The organism is Janthinobacterium kochi, from assembly GCF_051380715.1.
In the GTDB taxonomy this organism is placed as follows: domain Bacteria; phylum Pseudomonadota; class Gammaproteobacteria; order Burkholderiales; family Burkholderiaceae_D; genus Janthinobacterium.
Genome location: NZ_JBNYXO010000004.1, coordinates 439,883 through 456,644 on the forward strand (window position 1 = coordinate 439,883; position 16,762 = coordinate 456,644).

A 16,762-nucleotide genomic window follows, 5' to 3' on the forward strand; every position below is an offset into this window, starting at 1 on the left:
GCCAGCCCGTTGACAGGCATCAATACCATGCCAACCCGGCCAAAACCAGGAGCGTCCCTTTCATGCGCGACATCGTCATCACCATCATTATCCTGGGTTCGCTGCCCTTCATCCTGAAGGCGCCGGCCATCGGCGGCCTGATGTGGGTCTGGGTCAGCGTGATGAACCCGCATACGCAGGCCTGGGGCTTTGCCACCCACATGCCGTTCGCCTTCATCATCGCCATCGCCACCATGCTCAGCCTCTTGACGACGCGCGAACCGAAAAACCTGCCGCTCACGCCCGTCAGCGTGCTGCTGATGCTGTTCGTTGCGTGGATGAATGTCACGGCGCCGTTCGCCCTGCTGCCGGAAGCGTCGTGGGTGCAATGGAACAAGGTCATGAAGATCATGCTCATGAGCTTTGTGATCATGATGGTGATACGCACGCGGCGCGACATCGTGCGCCTCGTGTGGGTGCTGGTGGGCTCGATCGGCTTTTATGGCGTGAAAGGCGGCATCTTCACTATCCGCAGCGGCGGCACGGAGCGCGTATGGGGGCCAGAAGAAACGTTTATTGGGGATAACAATTCGCTGGCCCTGGCCCTGATCATCACCATCCCCCTCATGTATTACCTGCAGCAAAACACGGACAAACGCTGGCTGCGCCACGGCCTGACGGCGGCCATGCTGCTGTCGGCGCTGGCCGCGCTGGGCTCGTATTCGCGCGGCGGGCTGCTGGCCATCGCCGCCATGGGCTTGTTCATGTGGCTGAAAAGCGACCGCAAGCTGGTGCTGGGCGCGTTGCTCGGTGCGGTCGCGCCGCTGCTGCTGGCCTTCATGCCCGAGCGCTGGGCCGAACGCATGGACACCATCAACACCTATCAGGACGATGTCTCCGCCATGGGCCGTCTGAATGCCTGGCGCATGGCCTGGAACCTGGCGCGCGACCGCTTTCTTGGAGGCGGCTTCGATGTCTCCGACGCCAGCATCTTCGCCCGCTACGCGCCGAACCCCATGGATGTGCATGCGGCGCACAGCATCTATTTCCAGGCGCTGGGCGAACACGGCTTTGTCGGCTTGTTGCTTTACCTGGCGCTGGGTATCGCCACCTGGCGCACGGCCGCCGCCATCATCCGCCGCACGCGGGGCCAGCCAGAACTGCGCTGGGCGCACGGCCTGGCCACCATGAGCCAGGCCAGCCTGATCGGCTTTGCCGTGGGCGGTGCCTTCCTCAGCCTGCTGTATTTCGACATGCCGTACTACCTGATGGCCGCCCTGATCGCCACGCGCATCATCGTCGAGCAAGAGGCGCCCACCCTCACCCCTACCTCCCGCCAGGCCAGGCCCCGGGTCGCCATCGCGGAGCAGCCATGACGGCCACCTTGTCCATCTTGATTTACCACCGCGTACTGGCGCGTCCCGACCCGCTGTTTCCCGGCGAAGTGGACGCCCGCCTGTTCGAGCGCCAGCTGCGCCTGTTGAAGCGTTTCTATGCGCCCTTGCCCTTGGACGAGGCCGTGCACCGGCTACAAGATGGCAGCTTGCCGCCGCGCGCCGCCTGCATCACCTTTGACGATGGCTATGCGGACAATGCGCAAGTGGCCCTGCCGCTGCTGCAGCGCCATGGCTTGCACGCCACGTTTTTTATCGCCACGGGCTACCTGGACGGCGGACAGATGTGGAACGACACGGTGATCGAGGCCGTGCGCCATGCTTCCGGTCCCCGGCTGGACTTGCAGGAACACGGCCTGGGCTGCCTGCCCGTCGCCAGCCTGGCACAGCGGCAAGCGGCCATCGCCACCTTGCTGGGCCAGCTCAAATACCTGCCGTTCGCCCGGCGCCAGCAACTGGCTATGCAGATCCGCCGCCAGGCGGGCGCCCCGGCGGGCCAGGCCGCCATGCTGAGCACGGCGCAGCTGCGCCAGTTGCAATCGGCCGGCATGGGCCTGGGCGCGCACACGGTCAGCCACCCGATTTTATCCACCTTGCCGGAGCGGGAGGCGCGACTGGACATCGCCAACGGCAAGCGCCAGCTGGAAAGTTTGATCCAGGCGCCCGTCACTCTGTTTGCGTATCCGAACGGCAAGGCCGGGCGCGATTATGGCGCGCCGCACGTGGCAATGGTCCACAGCCTGGGTTTCAAGGCGGCCGTGGCCACGGACTGGGGCGTGGCGCGCCCCGGCGCGGGGCTGGACCTGCTGCAGCTGCCCCGCTTTACGCCGTGGGATCGAGGACGCCTGGCGTTTTTGTGGCGCATGCGGCAAAACCGCCGGCAAGCGCACCCAGCGCGCCCGGATGCTGGCTGAGCCACTGTTCCAGCATCAGCAGCAGCCACACCATGGTGCCGTGATAGGCCGGATGTTCCGCCAGCAAGCGTCCTTGCAGATCGTCGATGAAGGCGGGCCGCACGATGCCGCGCCCGCGCAACTGCGTCAGATTGTCAAAGGCAAATTCGCGTAGCGGCGCGTGGCTGTGCAGCCACTGGCCGAAAGGCAAGCCGAAACCGTGCTTTTTCTTGCGCACGATGGCCGGCGGCAGGATCTCCGCCAGCGCCCGCTTGAAAAAGGGCCGCAGCTGCCTGCCATCGAGCTTGTCGCGCGGCGCCAGGCGCGCGGCAAACGCCACCATCGCATCATGCAGGAAGGGAAAGGCCGCTTCCACGCCGGCCAGCTCGCAGGCCTTGCGCACCTTGAACAGGTCGTTGTCGGCCAGCGTAAAACGCATGTCCAGCGCCAGCAGTTCATTGATCTGGCTCCAACCCTGGCCTTGGCGCTCCCAATACGCGCCATTCACGCAGCCGGGCGCCATGCCAGGGTCAATGGTGTCGATGAAGCCCGCTTCCAGCACCGTGCCATGGCCATGGCGCAGCAGCAGGTTATAGCTGTCGAGCCTAGCCGGCAGCGGCAGGCTCGCTTGCTCGATGTAGCGGCGCGCCTTGTCGCCCAGTCGCCACGGCTTGCCCCTTTGCTGGCGGAAGAGCAGCGGCTCGATGATGGCCTGGCGCAACAGGGCCGGGATGCGCTCGTAATGCGACAGCAAGGCCTGGTGCGCATAGCGCTCATTGCCACCAAACAATTCGTCGCCGCCGTCGCCGCCCAGCAAACGCGTCACGCCATCCTCGCGCGCCATCTGCGCGCAATAAAAGGCGGGGATGGCCGAGGCATTGCCGAAGGGCTGGTCGAAAATGGCCGCCATGGCGGGAATGGCGGCCAGCACGTCGCTTGGTGTCACGTAGCGCTCGTGGTGGATGCTGCCCGCGTGGCTGGCAGCCAGGCGCGCATACGCCATTTCATCATAGCCGGGCGCGTCAAAACCGATGGAATACGTGCGCGCGGGCCGGCCCGTCACTTGCCCCATGATGGCGGCCAGGGTGGAACTGTCCGTGCCGCCGCTGAGAAACGCGCCCGTGTCCTCCCCATCCGCACCCAGGCTGCTTTCCACGGCCTGGCGCAGCAGGCGCAGGAATTCCTGCTTGTTGCCGGCAAAGCTGGCCCGCGTGCGCGCCACTGCAGGCTCCTGGAAGGCCAGTTGCCAGTAGCTGCCCTTGCATTGCTTGCCACCGCGCACATGCAGGTATTCGCCAGGCAGCAAGCGCTGCTGGCCCAGGTATGCCGTGGCCGGGCCAGGCACCATGTGGAAGAACAGGTAGTGATAGAGCGCTTGCGGATCGAGCGCGCCCCGCACGGATGGATGGGCCAGCAAGGCGTCGTGCGAGGAGGCAAAGAACAGCCCCTGCGCATTGCTCGCATAGCTGAGCGGATGCATGCCGGCGCGGTCCACGGCCAGCAGGGCCGAGCCGGAAAAGGCGTCGAGGATGGCCAGAGAGAATGGTCCGGACAGGCTGGCGCAGGCACCCACGCCCCGGCTCAGCCACAGGGACGCGAGGCGGCACGCCACGTCATCGGCCGAACCGTCGAGCATGGGCCGCCCCCAGATGGCCACTTGCAAGCCATCTTGCTGATACATATGGCGGCTGCCATCGATGGCGGCCACGGCCATGCCGCCCACGTCGCTCACGCTGGCGGCCAGGGGCGCGCCATCGAAACGCGACAAGGGCGCGGCCATGCTGGCCAGCGCGGCCTGCGCTGCGCCGCCAGTATCGGCCCCGTTCGCCGCCGCCAGCCAACCGCACAGGCCGCTCATACGAGCACCTCGGCCGGCAGCGGATGGCCGAGAAAGGCCGTCGGGCTGGCCGTCAAGCCATACGCGCCCGACTGGAACACCACCACCAGGTCACCCTCCTCGACGCGCGCCATCTCCATCTGGTCAGCCAGCAAGTCCAGCGGCGTGCATAGCGGTCCCACGACGGACGCCACTTCGCGCACCCCGCCCTGCAGCCGATTGCCGATGGCAACCGGGTAATTCTTGCGGATCAGCTGGCCGAAATTGCCGGAGGCCGCCAGATGGTGGTGCAAGCCGCCATCCGTCACCAGAAATACCTGCCCATGCGACACCTTGCGTTCGAGCACCTTGCACACATAAATACCTGCCTCGGCCACCAGGTAGCGGCCCAATTCCAGGTTCAGGCGGGCGCCGGGCGCCCCCTGGGCCAGGATGTCGAGCTGCCGCTGCAAGCCTGCGGCCACGGGTGCCAGATCGAGGGCCTGGTCGCCGGGGAAATACGGCACGCCAAAGCCGCCGCCGATATTCAAGGTGCGCAAGGGCGATGGCGCGCTGTCGGCCAGCTGCAGGGCCAGTTGCACGCTCAGCGCCTGCGCTTCGGCCAGGGCGGACGCCGACAGGTTTTGCGAGCCGGCATACAGGTGAAAGCCGTGGAAATCCAGTCCCAACTGGCCGATGCGGCCCAGCAGCGCCGGCACCAGGGCCGCATCGACGCCAAACGGCTGCGCGCCGCCGCCCATGCGCATGCCCGTGCGGCGCAAGGCGAAATCGGGATTGACGCGCACGGCCACCCTGGCCGCCACGCCCAGCCGCTCACTGGCCAGCGCCACCCTTTCCAGCTGGGCGCCCGATTCCACGTTGATCAGCACGCCTGCTGCCACGGCCCGCGCCAGTTCGCCATCGCTCTTGCCTGGCCCCGCAAAACTGATACGCGACGGTGCCATGGGCGTATCGAGCGCCGTCGCCAGTTCGCCGCCCGACGCCACGTCGATGCCATCGACCAGGCCCGCCAGCCACTGCACCACGGCCGGCATGGGATTGGCCTTCATGGCGTAATGCACGAGCACGCCGGTAGGCAAGGCGGCGCGCAGTTCGGCCACGCGGCGCGTGATGTGCGCGCGTTCATACGCGTAGAACGGCGTGCTGCCCACCCTCTGGGCCAGCCGCTGCAACGATACGCCGCCGACCTGCAGCATGTCGTTGTCCACGGCGAACTGGCGCAGCGGTGGGTGCAAAGGTAAGTCCGTACTGTTCGAGCGGATCAAGTCCTTCATGCCGCATCTCCTGATTGGACCGCATACGCACGCGCCAGTTCCCTGGCCAGTAATGGACGGTCGATCTTGCCATTCGGATTGCGCGGCAGCACGCCGTCGCGGATCTCTACCCACAGCGGCACCATATAGCTGGGCAGGCGCGCGCGGCAGGCGGCCAGTACGCTGTCGCGCAGCAATTCGACGCCCGGCGCGGGCGTGACGAGCAGGGCGATGGCCTGGCCCAGCACGGCATGGGGCAGGCCCAGCGCGGCCGCCTCGCCCACCAGCCCGCTCGCATACGCGATTTCCTCGATCTCGGCCGGGCTGACCCGGTAGCCGGACGTCTTGATCATGTCGTCGCTGCGGCCCACGAAATACAGATAGCCATCCGCATCGCGGCGCACGGTGTCGCCCGACCAGACGGCCAGTTCCGGCAGCACCAGGCCGCTCGCCTGCGGCGGCAGCGGCTTGAAGCGCTCGGCCGTGCGCACTGCATCATTCCAGTAGCCAAGCGCCACCAGCGCGCCACGGTGCACGAGCTCGCCCGGCTCGTCGGCCTCGCACACGCTGCCGTCCGGGCGCAGCACCAGCACTTCCGCGTTGGGGATCGCTTGCCCGATGGAATCGGGACGCCGCTCCAGCTGTTCCGGCGCCAGATAGGTGGAGCGGAACGCTTCCGTCAAACCATACATCAGGTAGACCTGCGTGCGCGGCAGCGATTCGCGCAGCTTGTCCAGGGTGGATCGCTGCATCACGCCGCCCGAATTGGTGATGTAGCGCAAAGGCGTAGACAAGGGCCAGCTCAGCTGCGACAGTTGCATCCACAGGGGCGGCACGGCGGCCAGGCCCGTGATGGCTTCCTGCTCCACGAGCTCGACAATGTCGCGCAGCAGCAGATAATTCATCAGCACGGCGCAAGCGCCGCTGGCAAAGGCCGTCGTCAGCTGGCTCAAGCCATAGTCAAAACTGAGCGGCAGGACGCACAAGATCCGGTCTTGCGGCGTGTTGCGCAGGTAAGACGACACGCTGAGCGCACCGGCCAGCATGTTCCGGTGCGACAACACCACGCCTTTCGGTCGCCCCGTGCTGCCTGAGGTATACAAGATGGCGGCCATGTCCGTGTCGATCACCGCGTGCCACAGGGGCGCGGGCGCGGCGGGTATGCCACTCCAGGCCAGCAGCTGCAGCTTGCCCAGGCGGGTTGGCGACGAGGGTTCGCCCGTCAGCAACACCGTCTGCAAGTCCGGGCAGGCGGCCAGCGCAGGGCCCAGCTGCGCCAGGCGTTCGCGCGAGGTGACGAGGATGGTCACGTTGCAATCGGCCAGGATGTAAGCCACCTGTTCCGGCTTGAGCAGCGGATTGACGGGCACGAACACGCCGCCGGCGGCCGCCGTACCAAACATGGCGCTGACGTTTTCCGGGCGTTTTTCCAGATACACGGCCACGCGCGCGCCACGCTGCAAGCCCAGCGTCAGCAGGGTAGCGGCTGCCTCGCGCACGGATTGCGCCAGCGCGGCATAGCTGATTTCCTCGCCCTGCCACGACAGCGCCGGCGCGTGCGGCGCGCGCTGCGCCGTGTCGAATATCAGCTCATGTATCAGTGTCGCCATCGTTTCATCCCCGGGTTGCCATGATTGCCATGCATTCCTCTATGATTCAGACAAACGGCCACAGCGGTCTTGATTTTGATCAATTAACGGTTTCAGCAACACAGCTTGAGCCGGCGCAAGACCAGCGCCTGCCGCTGCGCTCTAATGGACAACATTGGCTGCATAGCCGCCCCATCCTTGACCGCCATGGCCAGCTTCGCCCGCTTCCTCCATTTGCCCCGGTTGCAACGGCTTGCCGCCAGCCTTCACCAGTTGGGCTGGCGCGACAGCGCCTGGCTGGCCCTGGCGCGGCTGCTGGCAGCGGTGCCGGGCCGGCGCTGCGCGCTGTACCGTTATCAATTCGTCGCGCAAGCCGTGGCGCCCGGTTCGCTGTGCCGCGGGCGCGGCCAGTCGATCACCATCACGCCCTGCATGGCGGAGGCGGACTTGCCGACCGGCCCCGAACGCCTTCCCGGCGCGCTGCGCGAACGCTACCGGCAAGGCGCGCAATGCCTGGTGGCGCGGGACAAATCAGGCATGCTTGGCTGGATCTGGCTGCTGCGCCACGGCTGCCAGGAAGACGAGGTGCGCGCCCGCTATGCGCTGGCGTCGAAGCAGTCCTCGTGGGACCTGGACGTGTGGGTCCATCCCGACCAGCGCGGTGGCCTGGTCTTCGCCCGCCTGTGGGAAGAAGCCAACGCCGTGTTGTACGCGCAGGGCGTGCGCTGGTCGTGCAGCCGCATCTCGCGCTTCAACCGCGCCTCGCTGGGCGCCCATGCGCGCCTGGGCACGCATGGGCTGGGCACGGCCACCTTCCTGCGCTGCGGGCGCTGGCAATGGATGGCCGCCAGCCTGCCGCCGTATCTGCACCTGTCGCGCCGCCCCGACGATATCCCCTGCCTGGCCTTCGATACGTCGTCCCTGCCGCACTTCCCTTCCCTGGAGCTGACATGCCGCATCTTGAAGCAGTAAAGCACATCCTCGACACCACGCTGGGCTTGAACGGGCGCGCGCTGGAAGCCCACACGCCGCTGCTGGGCAGCGTGCCGGAACTCGACTCGATGGCCGTCATCGGCGTGATCGCCGCGCTGGAAGACCATTTCGGCATCATTGTCGCCGACGACGATATCCACGCGCGCCACTTCGCCACCGTGGGCACCTTGCACGATTTCGTGTTTGCACAGCTACGACCATGAGCCGCGCCGCTATCGACGCGCTGCCGCTGCTGCCCTTCTTCCTGCCAGCCAGCGGCGGCCAGCGCCACTGCCTGCTGCATCTGCCGCCGCCGGGCCAGAGCGCGCGCGGCGGCATCCTCTACGTGCATCCCTTTGCCGAGGAATTGAACAAGAGCCGCCACGTGGCCGCCGCGCAGGCGCGCGCCTTTGCCGCCTTGGGTTACAGCGTGCTGCAGATCGACCTGTTTGGCTGCGGCGACAGCAGCGGCGACTTCGGCGAGGCGCGCTGGGACATCTGGCACAACGACCTGCACCTGGCTTGCGCCTGGCTGGCGCAGCGCGTCGACGGTCCCTTGACCGTGTGGGGCGTGCGCCTGGGCGCCCTGCTGGCGCTCGATTTTGCCTGCCGCGCGCCGCTGCCCCTGGCGCGTTTGCTGCTGTGGCAGCCGGAAGCCGATGGACGGCGCGTGATCGACCGCTTCCTGCGCCTGCGCCTGGCTACCGGCATGCTGGCCGGCGGCACGCGGGAAGCGCCCGGCCATGCGCGCGCCAAACTGGCGCAAGGTGAACCTGTGGAAGTGGCCGGCTACCTGCTGGCGCCCGAACTGGCGCACGCCATCGATGGCGTCAGCGCAGCCGCGCTGCTGCCCACGGTACCTGTGTATTGGCTCGAGTACCAGGGACAGGAGCAGGCATCCGCACCCTTGCCGCCGCTGGCGCGTCTATGGCGCGAACGCGGCGCCGCCGTGCATGTGGCCAGCTTCGGCGACGGCCCGTTCTGGCACAGCGGCGAGCTGCTGGCGTGTCCGCAATTGCTGGATGCCACGCGGAAACTATGCCGCGACTGGCTAGCCGAGGAAAGGACGCCGCCATGAAGCGCGACAGCGGTCAGCAGCACCTCGCAGGCCAACCCGTGCGCGAGCTGGCGCTGCGCTTTCGCAGCGCGGCCGAAGGTGCCGATGCGGGCGAGGACGGCGAGGCGCAAGCGCGCATGGTCGGCATCCTCACCCTGCCCGCCGCGCCGGGGCCGCGCGGCGTATTGATCGTCACGGGTGGTCCCCAGTACCGGGCGGGCAGCCACCGCCAGTTCGTCTTGCTGGCGCGCGCCCTAGCCGCGCAAGGCTTGCCCGTGCTGCGCTTCGACCTGCGCGGCATGGGCGACAGCGAGGGCAGCGCGCGCGATTACCGCGCCGCCGGTCCCGACATCGCCGGCGCGCTGGCGCAATTCTTCGACGCCGCGCCCTCGCTGCGCGAAGTGGCGCTGTGGGGCTTGTGCGACGGCGCCACGGCGGCCGCCTGCCATGCGCCGCGCGACGCGCGCATAGTCGCCCTGATCCTGCTCAACCCGTGGGTGCGCAGCAGCGCCGGCCTGGCGCGCGCCACCCTGCGCCATTATTATCTGCCACGCCTGCTGCAAGGCGCGTTCTGGCGCAAGCTGGCCGAAGGCGGACTGCAGCTGGGCGCCAGCCTGGCGTCATTGCGGCAGGTGGCGGCCGCCACGCGGCAGGTGGCCACGCCAGACAACGATGCGCCCGCGCCGGCTTTGCTGCGGGCGCTGACGCAATTCCAGGGCAAGGTCTTGCTGATCCTCAGCGGCGACGACCTCGGTGCGCGCGAGTGGCAAGCGCTGTTTGACGGCGATGCAGCCTGGCGCGCCGTGGCCGCGCGCGCGCAATGGACGCAGGCGCAGGTCGACGGCGCCAACCACACCTTTGCCAGCGCCGCCTGGCGCGGCGAAGTTGAACAGCTGTGCGCACGCTGGCTGCAATCATGGTAAGGACCTCGCCAAAACGGGTGCTGATGGTGGCCTACCATTTCCCGCCGCTGGCTGGCGGCAGCGGCATCCTGCGCACCCTGGGCTTCGCGCGCCATTTGCCCGACTGCGGCTGGCAGCCGCTGGTGCTCAGTCCCGCGCCGCTCGCGTATGCGCAGCGCGGCGATGCGCAACTGGCGCAGATCGGCGCGCAAGCCACCGTGCGACGCACCCTGGCGCTGGACGCGGCGCGCCACCTGGCCATCGCCGGGCGTTATCCGCGCTGCCTGGCTCTGCCCGACCGCTGGAGCTCCTGGTGGCTGAGCGCCGTGCCGGCCGGCCTGCGCATGATCCGACAGTACCGCCCCGACGCCATCTGGTCCACCTACCCGATCGCCACGGCGCACCTGATCGCGCTGACCTTGCAAAAACTCAGCGGCCTGCCGTGGATCGCCGACCAGCGCGACCCGATGCTCGACGACAGCGACCCGCTGGCGCCGTATCCGCCCGAAGCGCGTTTGCACCGTATGCATGCGTGGATCGAACAGCGCATCGCGGCGCGCAGCACGGCCATCGTCTGCACCACGCCGGGCGCCATCGACGCGCACCAGCGGCGCCTGGGGCAGGTAGCGCGGGAACGATTTCACTTGATAGAGAACGGATACGATGAAGACGGCTATGCAGACAGCCCTGAGCGCACGGGCCAGCGCAGCCGCTTCCAGCTGCTGCACAGCGGCGTGATCTACCCGTCCGAGCGCGATCCGCACCCCCTGTTCGAAGCCCTGGCCAAGCTGCGCCACGACGGCGTGCTGCATGCGCACAATTTCCAGCTGGTGCTGCGCGCCACGGGCCACGATGCATGGCTGGCCAGGCTGCTGGTGAAATACGGCATCGCCGACCTGGTTAGCCTGGAACCTTTGCAACCGCATGGCGCGGCACTGCAGGAAATGCTGGCGGCCGACGGCTTGCTGCTGCTGCAGGCGGCCAATTGCAATGCGCAGATTCCCGCCAAGCTGTATGAGTACCTGCGCTGCCGCCGGCCCATCCTGGCGCTGACCGACCTGGCAGGTGACAGCGCGGCCAAGCTGCGCCACTGCGGCATCGACACCATCGGCCAGCTGGCCTCGAGCGGCGACTGCGCGCGCGCCCTGCTGCGCTTCCTAGAACTGGCGCGCCAGGGCCGCGCCCCGCTGGCCAGCCCCGCCGCCATCGACCTGCAATCGCGGCAAGCCCGCAGCAACGCCCTGGCCGACTTGCTGGACCAGGTTAGCCACAGGAGAACAGCATGAAACACCTGATACTTGCCTGCGCCCTGGCCGCCTGCTGCGCCAGCGCCAGCGCCGCCGCCTGCCCGCCCTACGTCAAGGGCACCACGGGCGGCGACTACACGAGCGCGGAAGACCGCAAGGGCCTGTCCGTGGTCGAACAATTCCATTTTTCGCGCGCCGTGGAAACGCTCACGCAAGGCATGACGGGTAGCCTGGGCGGCGACATCAGCTACACGCTGGAACACTTTCCGAACCACCACCGGGCGCTGGCCTCGATGGCAAAACTGGGCTTGCGGCTGAAAAGCGCGCAGCCGGTGGGCGCCCGCTATACGATCAGCTGCTTTTTCGAACGGGCGATCGCCTTCGCGCCGCACGACGTGACGGCGCGCATGGTGTATGGCAATTATCTGCTGGCCACGGGCCAGGATGCGATGGCGCTGGAACAGCTGGACTCTGCCAGCCGCCTGGCGCCCGAGCAGGCCACCATCCAGTACAACCTGGGCTTGATGTATGTGAAAAAGAAGGAATACGAGAAGGCCAGCGGGCACGCGCAAAAAGCCTATGCGCTGGGCTTTCCCTTACCAGGGCTGAAGAACAAGCTGAAGGCGGCGGGCAAATGGCGCGAGCCGGAGCCCGCCGTCATTGAAGAGAAGGAAACGAAGGAAGCGCAGGAAGTGCAGAAAACGGAAGAAACGCCAGTACCTGCAGCGCCGGAGCCCGTGGAACCGCCTAGCGGGGAATGACGGCCGGCCGCTCGGCCACGCTCCAATGCCCCATCGGCTCAGCAGTCAGCGCGGCGGCGAGGTCGCGCCGCGATTGTGCCTTGTCTTCGGCCTCGCTGATGTACGCCAGTTCCGCCGGCTGCAGCACGATGACGGTGAGCAGCATCACTTCCCCGTACGGCGTGTCGAACGCTGGGGGAAGCGTGGCCGCGCCCTGGGCCAGCAGCACGCCCACCTGCTCGTTTTCGTCTTCCAGTGCCTTAGGTGCATCCTGCAAGTCCAGCGCCATCGAGACGCTGCCGTGGCGTTGCAGCAGCAAGTCGATGGAGCCGTGGTCGGCCACGTTCTGGCTGACTTGATAAATCACGTCGAAGAGCCACGATGCCTGCACGGGAGCGCCGTCGAAGGCGGCCAGCGGCGCCTCGATGCACACTTCCAGCAAATGGCCACGCGGGACAAACACGTCGTCGTCATCCTCGAACGGGTCGCTCAAGCCATCGCTGACGATGATAATCGAATCGGCACGGCGGATCACCCTTCAGGCCTGGCGCAGTGACGGCCAGCGCGGGCCTCCCATGAAAGCGGGATTGAGCAGCGGCGCCAGCACGTCGGCGTCCATGGCGCCCAGAGTGGCATAAAAGGCGTCGCGCGCGGCGCAGGCAGTGGCCAGCATCTGCGCTCCCGCTTCCTTGCCGACGACGGCGTCGTCCAGTTGTGGTACTTGCGGGATAGCGTTTTCAGGCATGAGAATACTCTTTGAATTAGTCAGCGGGTGGAAAGTCGTGATAGTTGCGAGGCAAATAGCCCCAGATGCGCGCGACCTGGTCCCGCACCTCGAAATCGAAGCCGATGCGTTCCAGTTCCGGCACGATCCACACGCCGTGGTCGATGATTTTCTTTGGCAGCAGCATGGCCACGTGTTCTTCCGAGGTCAGGCCGATATCGAACCATTCCACACCCAGGAAGGGGAACGGCGGGTGGTAATCCCATTCCGTATCCCAGCGCGAGACGTAGCCGGACACTGAACCATAGCGGTACGACGGCGCCCAGTCGGTCCGCCCGCGCATGAAAGCCAGAAGCTCGTTCCACTTGCAATCGTTGGCCGCTCCCGCCAGGTTGCGCCGCGCGATGTGGCCGCGCAGCTTGCGCTTGATATCGTCGCCGCCGGCGTCGGCCTGCGGCAGGCTGTGCGTGACGGGTGCCGTCATGCAGGCGTCCCCGTCATGTCGTCTACGCAGATGTTGGCCCGCAAATCCTCGACCAGCCGCTTGCGGCTGCTCAAAGCATATTCGATGGGTGAAAAAGGCATGGCCGCCGCCGCATAGGCATCGATCAGTGCATGCATTTCCTGTGCCTGCTGTTGTGACAACAGCGTCTTGCTGCCGTTATCGCTTTGCTGCGCGAGCTTTTCCTGCAGCACTTCTTTCCAGGCGATGTGCGCCTCGGACATCGGATGGGCGACGCACAGGGAAAACGTACCGTTCAAAAAATACGTCCAGGCACTGTCGGTACGGGCGCGCAAACCCTCCGCTATCGGCGCGCCCCTGTCGTCGAAGCTGTCGCGCAGGCGCCAGGTCGTCAGGTTCAAGGTCGCCAGCGCGGCCGCATAGCGGGAAGCAAATTGTGCCTGCAGGCGCGCTGGCACCGTTTCCGGCCCCTCGGCGAGAGCATGCCGCGCAACGGCGATCCAGGCCAGTTGGGACGGCGGGAAATAGCGGCCGGCCCGAGCCCCGGGCGCCGCCATGGCACCAAAGACGAACGAGCACAACTTGCCGCTGTCATCGACCACATACGCGGGCGCGGGAACCAGGCCAGCCTGGATCAATGCATCGATTTCTGGCATGGCCATGGCGGCGGCTGCCGCCAATTGCGTCTCGTCCAGATAGTGCTGCGAAAGATAATGATCGAGTTCTGTCATGCGACGGCTTTCATGTTAATCACTGTTTCATCCGCAGACAGCCTTACTTCGCCACCGGCTTCACTTTGGACGCGGCCAGCACGGCGCGCGCGCGGGCCGTGTCGATATCGTCGGCCGTGGCCAGCGCCACGCCCATGCGGCGGCGGGCGAACGATTCCGGCTTGCCGAACAGGCGCAAGTCCGCGCCCGGCACGCTCAAGGCGTCGGCCACGCCTTCGAAGCCGATGCCTTTCGCGTCCAACTGGCCATAGATGACCGCCGAGGCGGCGGGCGAACGCAGCGCCACGTTGACCGGCAAGCCCAGGATGGCTTTCGCATGCAGCTCGAATTCGCTCTGCACCTGGCTGGCCATGGTGACCATGCCCGTGTCGTGCGGACGGGGGCTCACTTCCGAGAACCACACCATGTCGTCCTTGACGAACAGTTCCACGCCGAACAGGCCCAGGCCGCCCAGGTTATCGGTCACCTTGCGGGCGATCTCGCGCGAACGCGTCAAAGCCAGCGGCGCCATGCGGGCCGGCTGCCACGATTCGACGTAATCACCCTGCACCTGCAAGTGGCCGATCGGCTCGCAAAACTGCGTTTCGATCTGTCCCGACGCACCGACGGCACGCACCGTCAGCAGGGTGATTTCGTAATCGAAGTCGATGAAGCCTTCGACGATGACCCGGCCCGTGTCGACCCGGCCGCCGCTGGCCGCATACGCCCACGCCGCGTCCACATCGGCGCCGCTATCGAGCTTGGACTGGCCCTTGCCCGACGAGGACATCACGGGTTTCACGACGCAGGGAAAACCGATTTCCTGGCACGCCAGTTGCAGCTCTTGCAGGCTGCTGGCGAAGCGGTATGGCGAGGTCGCCACGCCGAGCGTTTCGGCCGCCAGCGTGCGGATGCCTTCGCGGTTCATCGTCAGCACGGCCGCGCGCGCGTTCGGGATGCAGGTGATTTGCCCGGCCGCTTCCAGCGCCGCCAGGGTATCGGTGGCGATGGCTTCGATTTCCGGCACGATCAAGTCCGGCTTTTCCAGGGCTATCAGGGCCGCCAGGGCCACGCCGTCGCTCATGTCGATGACGTGCGAGCGGTGCGCCACCGGATGGCCTGGCGCGTTCGGATAGCGGTCGACGGCGATCACTTCCACGCCCAGGCGCTGCAGCGAAATGATCACTTCCTTGCCCAGTTCACCAGAACCCAGCAGCATAACTTTGATGGCGGTGGGGGACAGGGGCGTGCCGAAGGTGCGGGGCGCGATGGTGCTGCTGGTGCTTGAGGTCATGGCAGGGTCTGTAGGCAGATGGAAAGAGGGCTGGGACAAGATGGCTGGGACTATAGCAAATGCCGGCCCTCTTGGACAGGGCGAGCCAACGGTGCAACCCTTTGCGGCGGCACTTGCCAGCGCAAGCCGGCAATGCAATAATTGAGAATGATTCTCAATTAACCATCATACATCATCGACTTTGCCGCCATGAATCCTGTCGCACCGCCCGACCTTGCCACTCTGTACCGCGCCCACCACGGTTGGCTGCAGGGCTGGCTGCGGCATAAACTGGGCTGCGGCGCCGATGCGGCCGACGTGGCGCACGACACCTTCATGCGCCTGCTGCAGCGGCGCGAACGGCCGCAGCCCGCCCTGCGCGAACCGCGCGCCTACCTGACGCGCATCGCGCAAGGCCTGGTGATCGACCATTACCGGCGCCGCGACGTGGAATTCGCCTACCTGCAGGCACTGGCCGCCCTGCCCGAGCAGACGGCACCGTCGCCAGAAACACAGCTGCAGATCATCGACACCCTGGTGCGCCTCGATACGGCGCTCGACGCCCTCAAGCCGCGCGCCAGACTGGCCTTCTTGCTGGCCCAGCTGGACGGCTTGACGGGTCCCGCCATCGCCGCCAGGCTCGGGGTCTCGCTGGCCACCGTCGAGCGCGACCTGGCCAGCGCCTGGCGCGCCTGCTACCGCGTGTATTTCCGGTGACGGCCGCAGCCTTGCCGGAAGACCCCGTGGAGCAAGCCATTGCCTGGGCCGTGCGCCTGCAAATGCATGGCGCCACCCCGGACGCCATGCTGTCGCTGCAGCGCTGGCGCGATGCCGATCCCTGCCACGAACAGGCGTGGCAGCGCCTCGCCGCCATCGGCGGCCAGTTTTCGGGCTTGCCGCCGGAAGCGAGCCGCGCCACCCTCGACGCCAGCCTGGCGCGCCGCCGCCAGCGCCGCCAGACCCTGAAAGTACTGGCCGGCATCGGCTTTGCCGGCACGGCCACCTGGTTCGCCGTCGACACGCGCGCCGACTACCGCACGGGCACGGGGCAGCGCCTGGCCGTGCGCCTGCCGGACGGCAGCTTGCTGCACCTGAATGCGGGGACGGCCGTCAGCTTGCTCTTTGATGGCACGCAACGCCTGCTGAGCTTGCTGCATGGCGAAATTGCCATTACCACGCACGCCGACCCGCAGCGCCGGCCGTTTCTCGTCGACACAGGCGAAGCGCGCATGCTGGCGCTGGGCACGCGCTTCACGGTGCGCCGTCTTGCTGGCGCCGATGCCACGCTGACACGCCTGGCCGTGCAGGAACACGCGGTGCGGCTGCAGGCAGCCGCAAGCGCGGCCCGGCCCGTGCTGGTCCAGGCCGGCGACAGCGTCCTGACGGATGGCGCGCGCATCTGGCGCGAGCCGGCCCATGACGATCCGGCCGCCTGGCTCGATGGCGTGATTGCCGCGCGCGACATGCCCCTGGGCCAGCTGGTGGCCGAACTGGCGCGCCACCGGCATGGCTTGCTGCTGTGCGACGCCGATATCGCCCAGCTGCCCATTTCCGGCGTCTTCCAGCTGGACGATCCCGAGCGGGCCCTGCGCGTGCTGCTGCATACGCAACCCATCGTGGCCGTGTACCGCACGCGCTTCTGGGTGACGCTGAAAAAAGCGTAAAAAAGATGAGGGGATCGGGCTGGCTGCACGGCATACAGCTTGATACCACTCAAATGATAGCGATA

At 67.0% G+C, this 16,762-nt stretch carries 18 protein-coding genes; 10 read left to right on the forward strand and 8 right to left on the reverse strand.

The window, feature by feature from the left end; genetic code table 11:
- The first annotated feature begins 62 nt into the window (after positions 1–62).
- Positions 63–1,355, forward strand: coding sequence for a putative O-glycosylation ligase, exosortase A system-associated (locus tag ACQ4WL_RS12395; protein ID WP_436510019.1), 1,293 nt, complete (start codon positions 63–65; stop codon positions 1,353–1,355).
- Positions 1,352–2,287, forward strand: coding sequence for a polysaccharide deacetylase family protein (locus ACQ4WL_RS12400; protein ID WP_436510020.1), 936 nt, complete (start codon positions 1,352–1,354; stop codon positions 2,285–2,287). The genes ACQ4WL_RS12395 and ACQ4WL_RS12400 overlap by 4 nt, the downstream gene beginning before the upstream one ends.
- On the opposite strand, the gene ACQ4WL_RS12405 is transcribed toward ACQ4WL_RS12400, so the two are convergent.
- Genes ACQ4WL_RS12405 through ACQ4WL_RS12415 form a run of 3 tightly spaced genes read right to left on the reverse strand, consistent with a single transcriptional unit; the run spans position 2,196 to position 6,966 of the window.
- A complete protein-coding gene (locus tag ACQ4WL_RS12405; protein WP_436510021.1) occupies positions 2,196–4,124 on the reverse strand; it encodes an asparagine synthetase B family protein in 1,929 nt (642 codons plus the stop codon). The two genes, ACQ4WL_RS12400 and ACQ4WL_RS12405, sit on opposite strands and share 92 nt — an antisense overlap.
- Positions 4,121–5,377, reverse strand: a complete 1,257-nt coding sequence (locus ACQ4WL_RS12410) for a pyridoxal-dependent decarboxylase, exosortase A system-associated (protein WP_436510022.1) — start codon at positions 5,375–5,377, stop codon at positions 4,121–4,123. The genes ACQ4WL_RS12405 and ACQ4WL_RS12410 overlap by 4 nt, the downstream gene beginning before the upstream one ends.
- Positions 5,374–6,966, reverse strand: coding sequence for an acyl-CoA ligase (AMP-forming), exosortase A system-associated (locus tag ACQ4WL_RS12415; RefSeq protein ID WP_436510023.1), 1,593 nt, complete (start codon positions 6,964–6,966; stop codon positions 5,374–5,376). The genes ACQ4WL_RS12410 and ACQ4WL_RS12415 overlap by 4 nt, the downstream gene beginning before the upstream one ends.
- A gap of 186 nt (positions 6,967–7,152) precedes the next feature.
- Here ACQ4WL_RS12415 and ACQ4WL_RS12420 point away from each other — a divergent pair, with 186 nt between their 5' ends.
- Genes ACQ4WL_RS12420 through ACQ4WL_RS12445 form a run of 6 tightly spaced genes read left to right on the forward strand, consistent with a single transcriptional unit; the run spans position 7,153 to position 11,884 of the window.
- Positions 7,153–7,917 carry a GNAT family N-acetyltransferase gene (locus ACQ4WL_RS12420; protein WP_436510024.1) on the forward strand — a complete coding sequence of 255 codons (765 nt, stop codon included), beginning with the start codon at positions 7,153–7,155 and terminating at the stop codon, positions 7,915–7,917.
- Positions 7,896–8,141, forward strand: a complete 246-nt coding sequence (locus ACQ4WL_RS12425) for an acyl carrier protein (protein ID WP_436510025.1) — start codon at positions 7,896–7,898, stop codon at positions 8,139–8,141. Before ACQ4WL_RS12420 ends, ACQ4WL_RS12425 begins: the two co-directional genes overlap by 22 nt.
- The gene (locus tag ACQ4WL_RS12430) at positions 8,138–8,995 is read left to right on the forward strand and encodes a hydrolase 2, exosortase A system-associated (protein WP_436510026.1); all 858 of its coding nucleotides are present in this window, start codon (positions 8,138–8,140) and stop codon (positions 8,993–8,995) included. Before ACQ4WL_RS12425 ends, ACQ4WL_RS12430 begins: the two co-directional genes overlap by 4 nt.
- Positions 8,992–9,897 (forward strand): hydrolase 1, exosortase A system-associated, encoded by a 906-nt coding sequence (locus ACQ4WL_RS12435; protein WP_436510027.1) that lies wholly within the window; start codon positions 8,992–8,994, stop codon positions 9,895–9,897. The genes ACQ4WL_RS12430 and ACQ4WL_RS12435 overlap by 4 nt, the downstream gene beginning before the upstream one ends.
- Positions 9,891–11,162 carry a glycosyltransferase gene (locus ACQ4WL_RS12440; protein ID WP_436510028.1) on the forward strand — a complete coding sequence of 424 codons (1,272 nt, stop codon included), beginning with the start codon at positions 9,891–9,893 and terminating at the stop codon, positions 11,160–11,162. Before ACQ4WL_RS12435 ends, ACQ4WL_RS12440 begins: the two co-directional genes overlap by 7 nt.
- Positions 11,159–11,884, forward strand: coding sequence for an ABC transporter permease (locus ACQ4WL_RS12445; RefSeq protein ID WP_436510029.1), 726 nt, complete (start codon positions 11,159–11,161; stop codon positions 11,882–11,884). The genes ACQ4WL_RS12440 and ACQ4WL_RS12445 overlap by 4 nt, the downstream gene beginning before the upstream one ends.
- Here ACQ4WL_RS12445 and ACQ4WL_RS12450 read toward each other — a convergent pair.
- The 5 genes from ACQ4WL_RS12450 to purT are packed head-to-tail and all read right to left on the reverse strand — an operon-like array spanning position 11,871 to position 15,054.
- Positions 11,871–12,398 carry a hypothetical protein gene (locus ACQ4WL_RS12450; RefSeq protein WP_436510030.1) on the reverse strand — a complete coding sequence of 176 codons (528 nt, stop codon included), beginning with the start codon at positions 12,396–12,398 and terminating at the stop codon, positions 11,871–11,873. The two genes, ACQ4WL_RS12445 and ACQ4WL_RS12450, sit on opposite strands and share 14 nt — an antisense overlap.
- Before the next feature lie 3 nt (positions 12,399–12,401).
- Positions 12,402–12,608, reverse strand: coding sequence for a hypothetical protein (locus tag ACQ4WL_RS12455; protein WP_436510031.1), 207 nt, complete (start codon positions 12,606–12,608; stop codon positions 12,402–12,404).
- A gap of 16 nt (positions 12,609–12,624) precedes the next feature.
- Positions 12,625–13,071, reverse strand: a complete 447-nt coding sequence (locus ACQ4WL_RS12460; RefSeq protein ID WP_436510032.1) for a DUF6678 family protein — start codon at positions 13,069–13,071, stop codon at positions 12,625–12,627.
- On the reverse strand, positions 13,068–13,781 hold the full coding sequence (locus tag ACQ4WL_RS12465) for a DUF6058 family natural product biosynthesis protein (RefSeq protein ID WP_436510033.1): 714 nt from the start codon (positions 13,779–13,781) through the stop codon (positions 13,068–13,070). Before ACQ4WL_RS12465 ends, ACQ4WL_RS12460 begins: the two co-directional genes overlap by 4 nt.
- A 43-nt stretch (positions 13,782–13,824) precedes the next feature.
- On the reverse strand, positions 13,825–15,054 hold the full coding sequence (gene purT / locus ACQ4WL_RS12470; RefSeq protein ID WP_436510034.1) for a formate-dependent phosphoribosylglycinamide formyltransferase: 1,230 nt from the start codon (positions 15,052–15,054) through the stop codon (positions 13,825–13,827).
- 189 nt (positions 15,055–15,243) lie between these two features.
- On the opposite strand from purT, the gene ACQ4WL_RS12475 reads away from it, so the two are divergent.
- Positions 15,244–15,750 carry a sigma-70 family RNA polymerase sigma factor gene (locus ACQ4WL_RS12475; RefSeq protein WP_436510035.1) on the forward strand — a complete coding sequence of 169 codons (507 nt, stop codon included), beginning with the start codon at positions 15,244–15,246 and terminating at the stop codon, positions 15,748–15,750.
- On the forward strand, positions 15,747–16,697 hold the full coding sequence (locus ACQ4WL_RS12480) for a FecR domain-containing protein (RefSeq protein ID WP_436510036.1): 951 nt from the start codon (positions 15,747–15,749) through the stop codon (positions 16,695–16,697). Before ACQ4WL_RS12475 ends, ACQ4WL_RS12480 begins: the two co-directional genes overlap by 4 nt.
- The last annotated feature ends 65 nt before the right edge of the window (positions 16,698–16,762 follow it).

Excerpts from the sequence above, each read along its gene's own strand:
- ACQ4WL_RS12410 (WP_436510022.1), bottom strand. The coding sequence starts at position 5,377 with ATGAAGGACTTGATCCGCTCGAACAGTACGGACTTACCTTTGCACCCA.
- ACQ4WL_RS12400 (WP_436510020.1), top strand. The coding sequence starts at position 1,352 with ATGACGGCCACCTTGTCCATCTTGATTTACCACCGCGTACTGGCGCGT.
- ACQ4WL_RS12445 (WP_436510029.1), top strand. The coding sequence starts at position 11,159 with ATGAAACACCTGATACTTGCCTGCGCCCTGGCCGCCTGCTGCGCCAGC.
- ACQ4WL_RS12440 (WP_436510028.1), top strand. The coding sequence starts at position 9,891 with ATGGTAAGGACCTCGCCAAAACGGGTGCTGATGGTGGCCTACCATTTC.
- ACQ4WL_RS12425 (WP_436510025.1), top strand. The coding sequence starts at position 7,896 with ATGCCGCATCTTGAAGCAGTAAAGCACATCCTCGACACCACGCTGGGC.
- ACQ4WL_RS12475 (WP_436510035.1), top strand. The coding sequence starts at position 15,244 with ATGAATCCTGTCGCACCGCCCGACCTTGCCACTCTGTACCGCGCCCAC.
- ACQ4WL_RS12465 (WP_436510033.1), bottom strand. The coding sequence starts at position 13,781 with ATGACAGAACTCGATCATTATCTTTCGCAGCACTATCTGGACGAGACG.
- purT (WP_436510034.1), bottom strand. The coding sequence starts at position 15,054 with ATGACCTCAAGCACCAGCAGCACCATCGCGCCCCGCACCTTCGGCACG.
- ACQ4WL_RS12405 (WP_436510021.1), bottom strand. The coding sequence starts at position 4,124 with ATGAGCGGCCTGTGCGGTTGGCTGGCGGCGGCGAACGGGGCCGATACT.
- ACQ4WL_RS12435 (WP_436510027.1), top strand. The coding sequence starts at position 8,992 with ATGAAGCGCGACAGCGGTCAGCAGCACCTCGCAGGCCAACCCGTGCGC.
- ACQ4WL_RS12415 (WP_436510023.1), bottom strand. The coding sequence starts at position 6,966 with ATGGCGACACTGATACATGAGCTGATATTCGACACGGCGCAGCGCGCG.
- ACQ4WL_RS12460 (WP_436510032.1), bottom strand. The coding sequence starts at position 13,071 with ATGACGGCACCCGTCACGCACAGCCTGCCGCAGGCCGACGCCGGCGGC.
- ACQ4WL_RS12455 (WP_436510031.1), bottom strand. The coding sequence starts at position 12,608 with ATGCCTGAAAACGCTATCCCGCAAGTACCACAACTGGACGACGCCGTC.
- ACQ4WL_RS12395 (WP_436510019.1), top strand. The coding sequence starts at position 63 with ATGCGCGACATCGTCATCACCATCATTATCCTGGGTTCGCTGCCCTTC.
- ACQ4WL_RS12430 (WP_436510026.1), top strand. The coding sequence starts at position 8,138 with ATGAGCCGCGCCGCTATCGACGCGCTGCCGCTGCTGCCCTTCTTCCTG.
- ACQ4WL_RS12420 (WP_436510024.1), top strand. The coding sequence starts at position 7,153 with ATGGCCAGCTTCGCCCGCTTCCTCCATTTGCCCCGGTTGCAACGGCTT.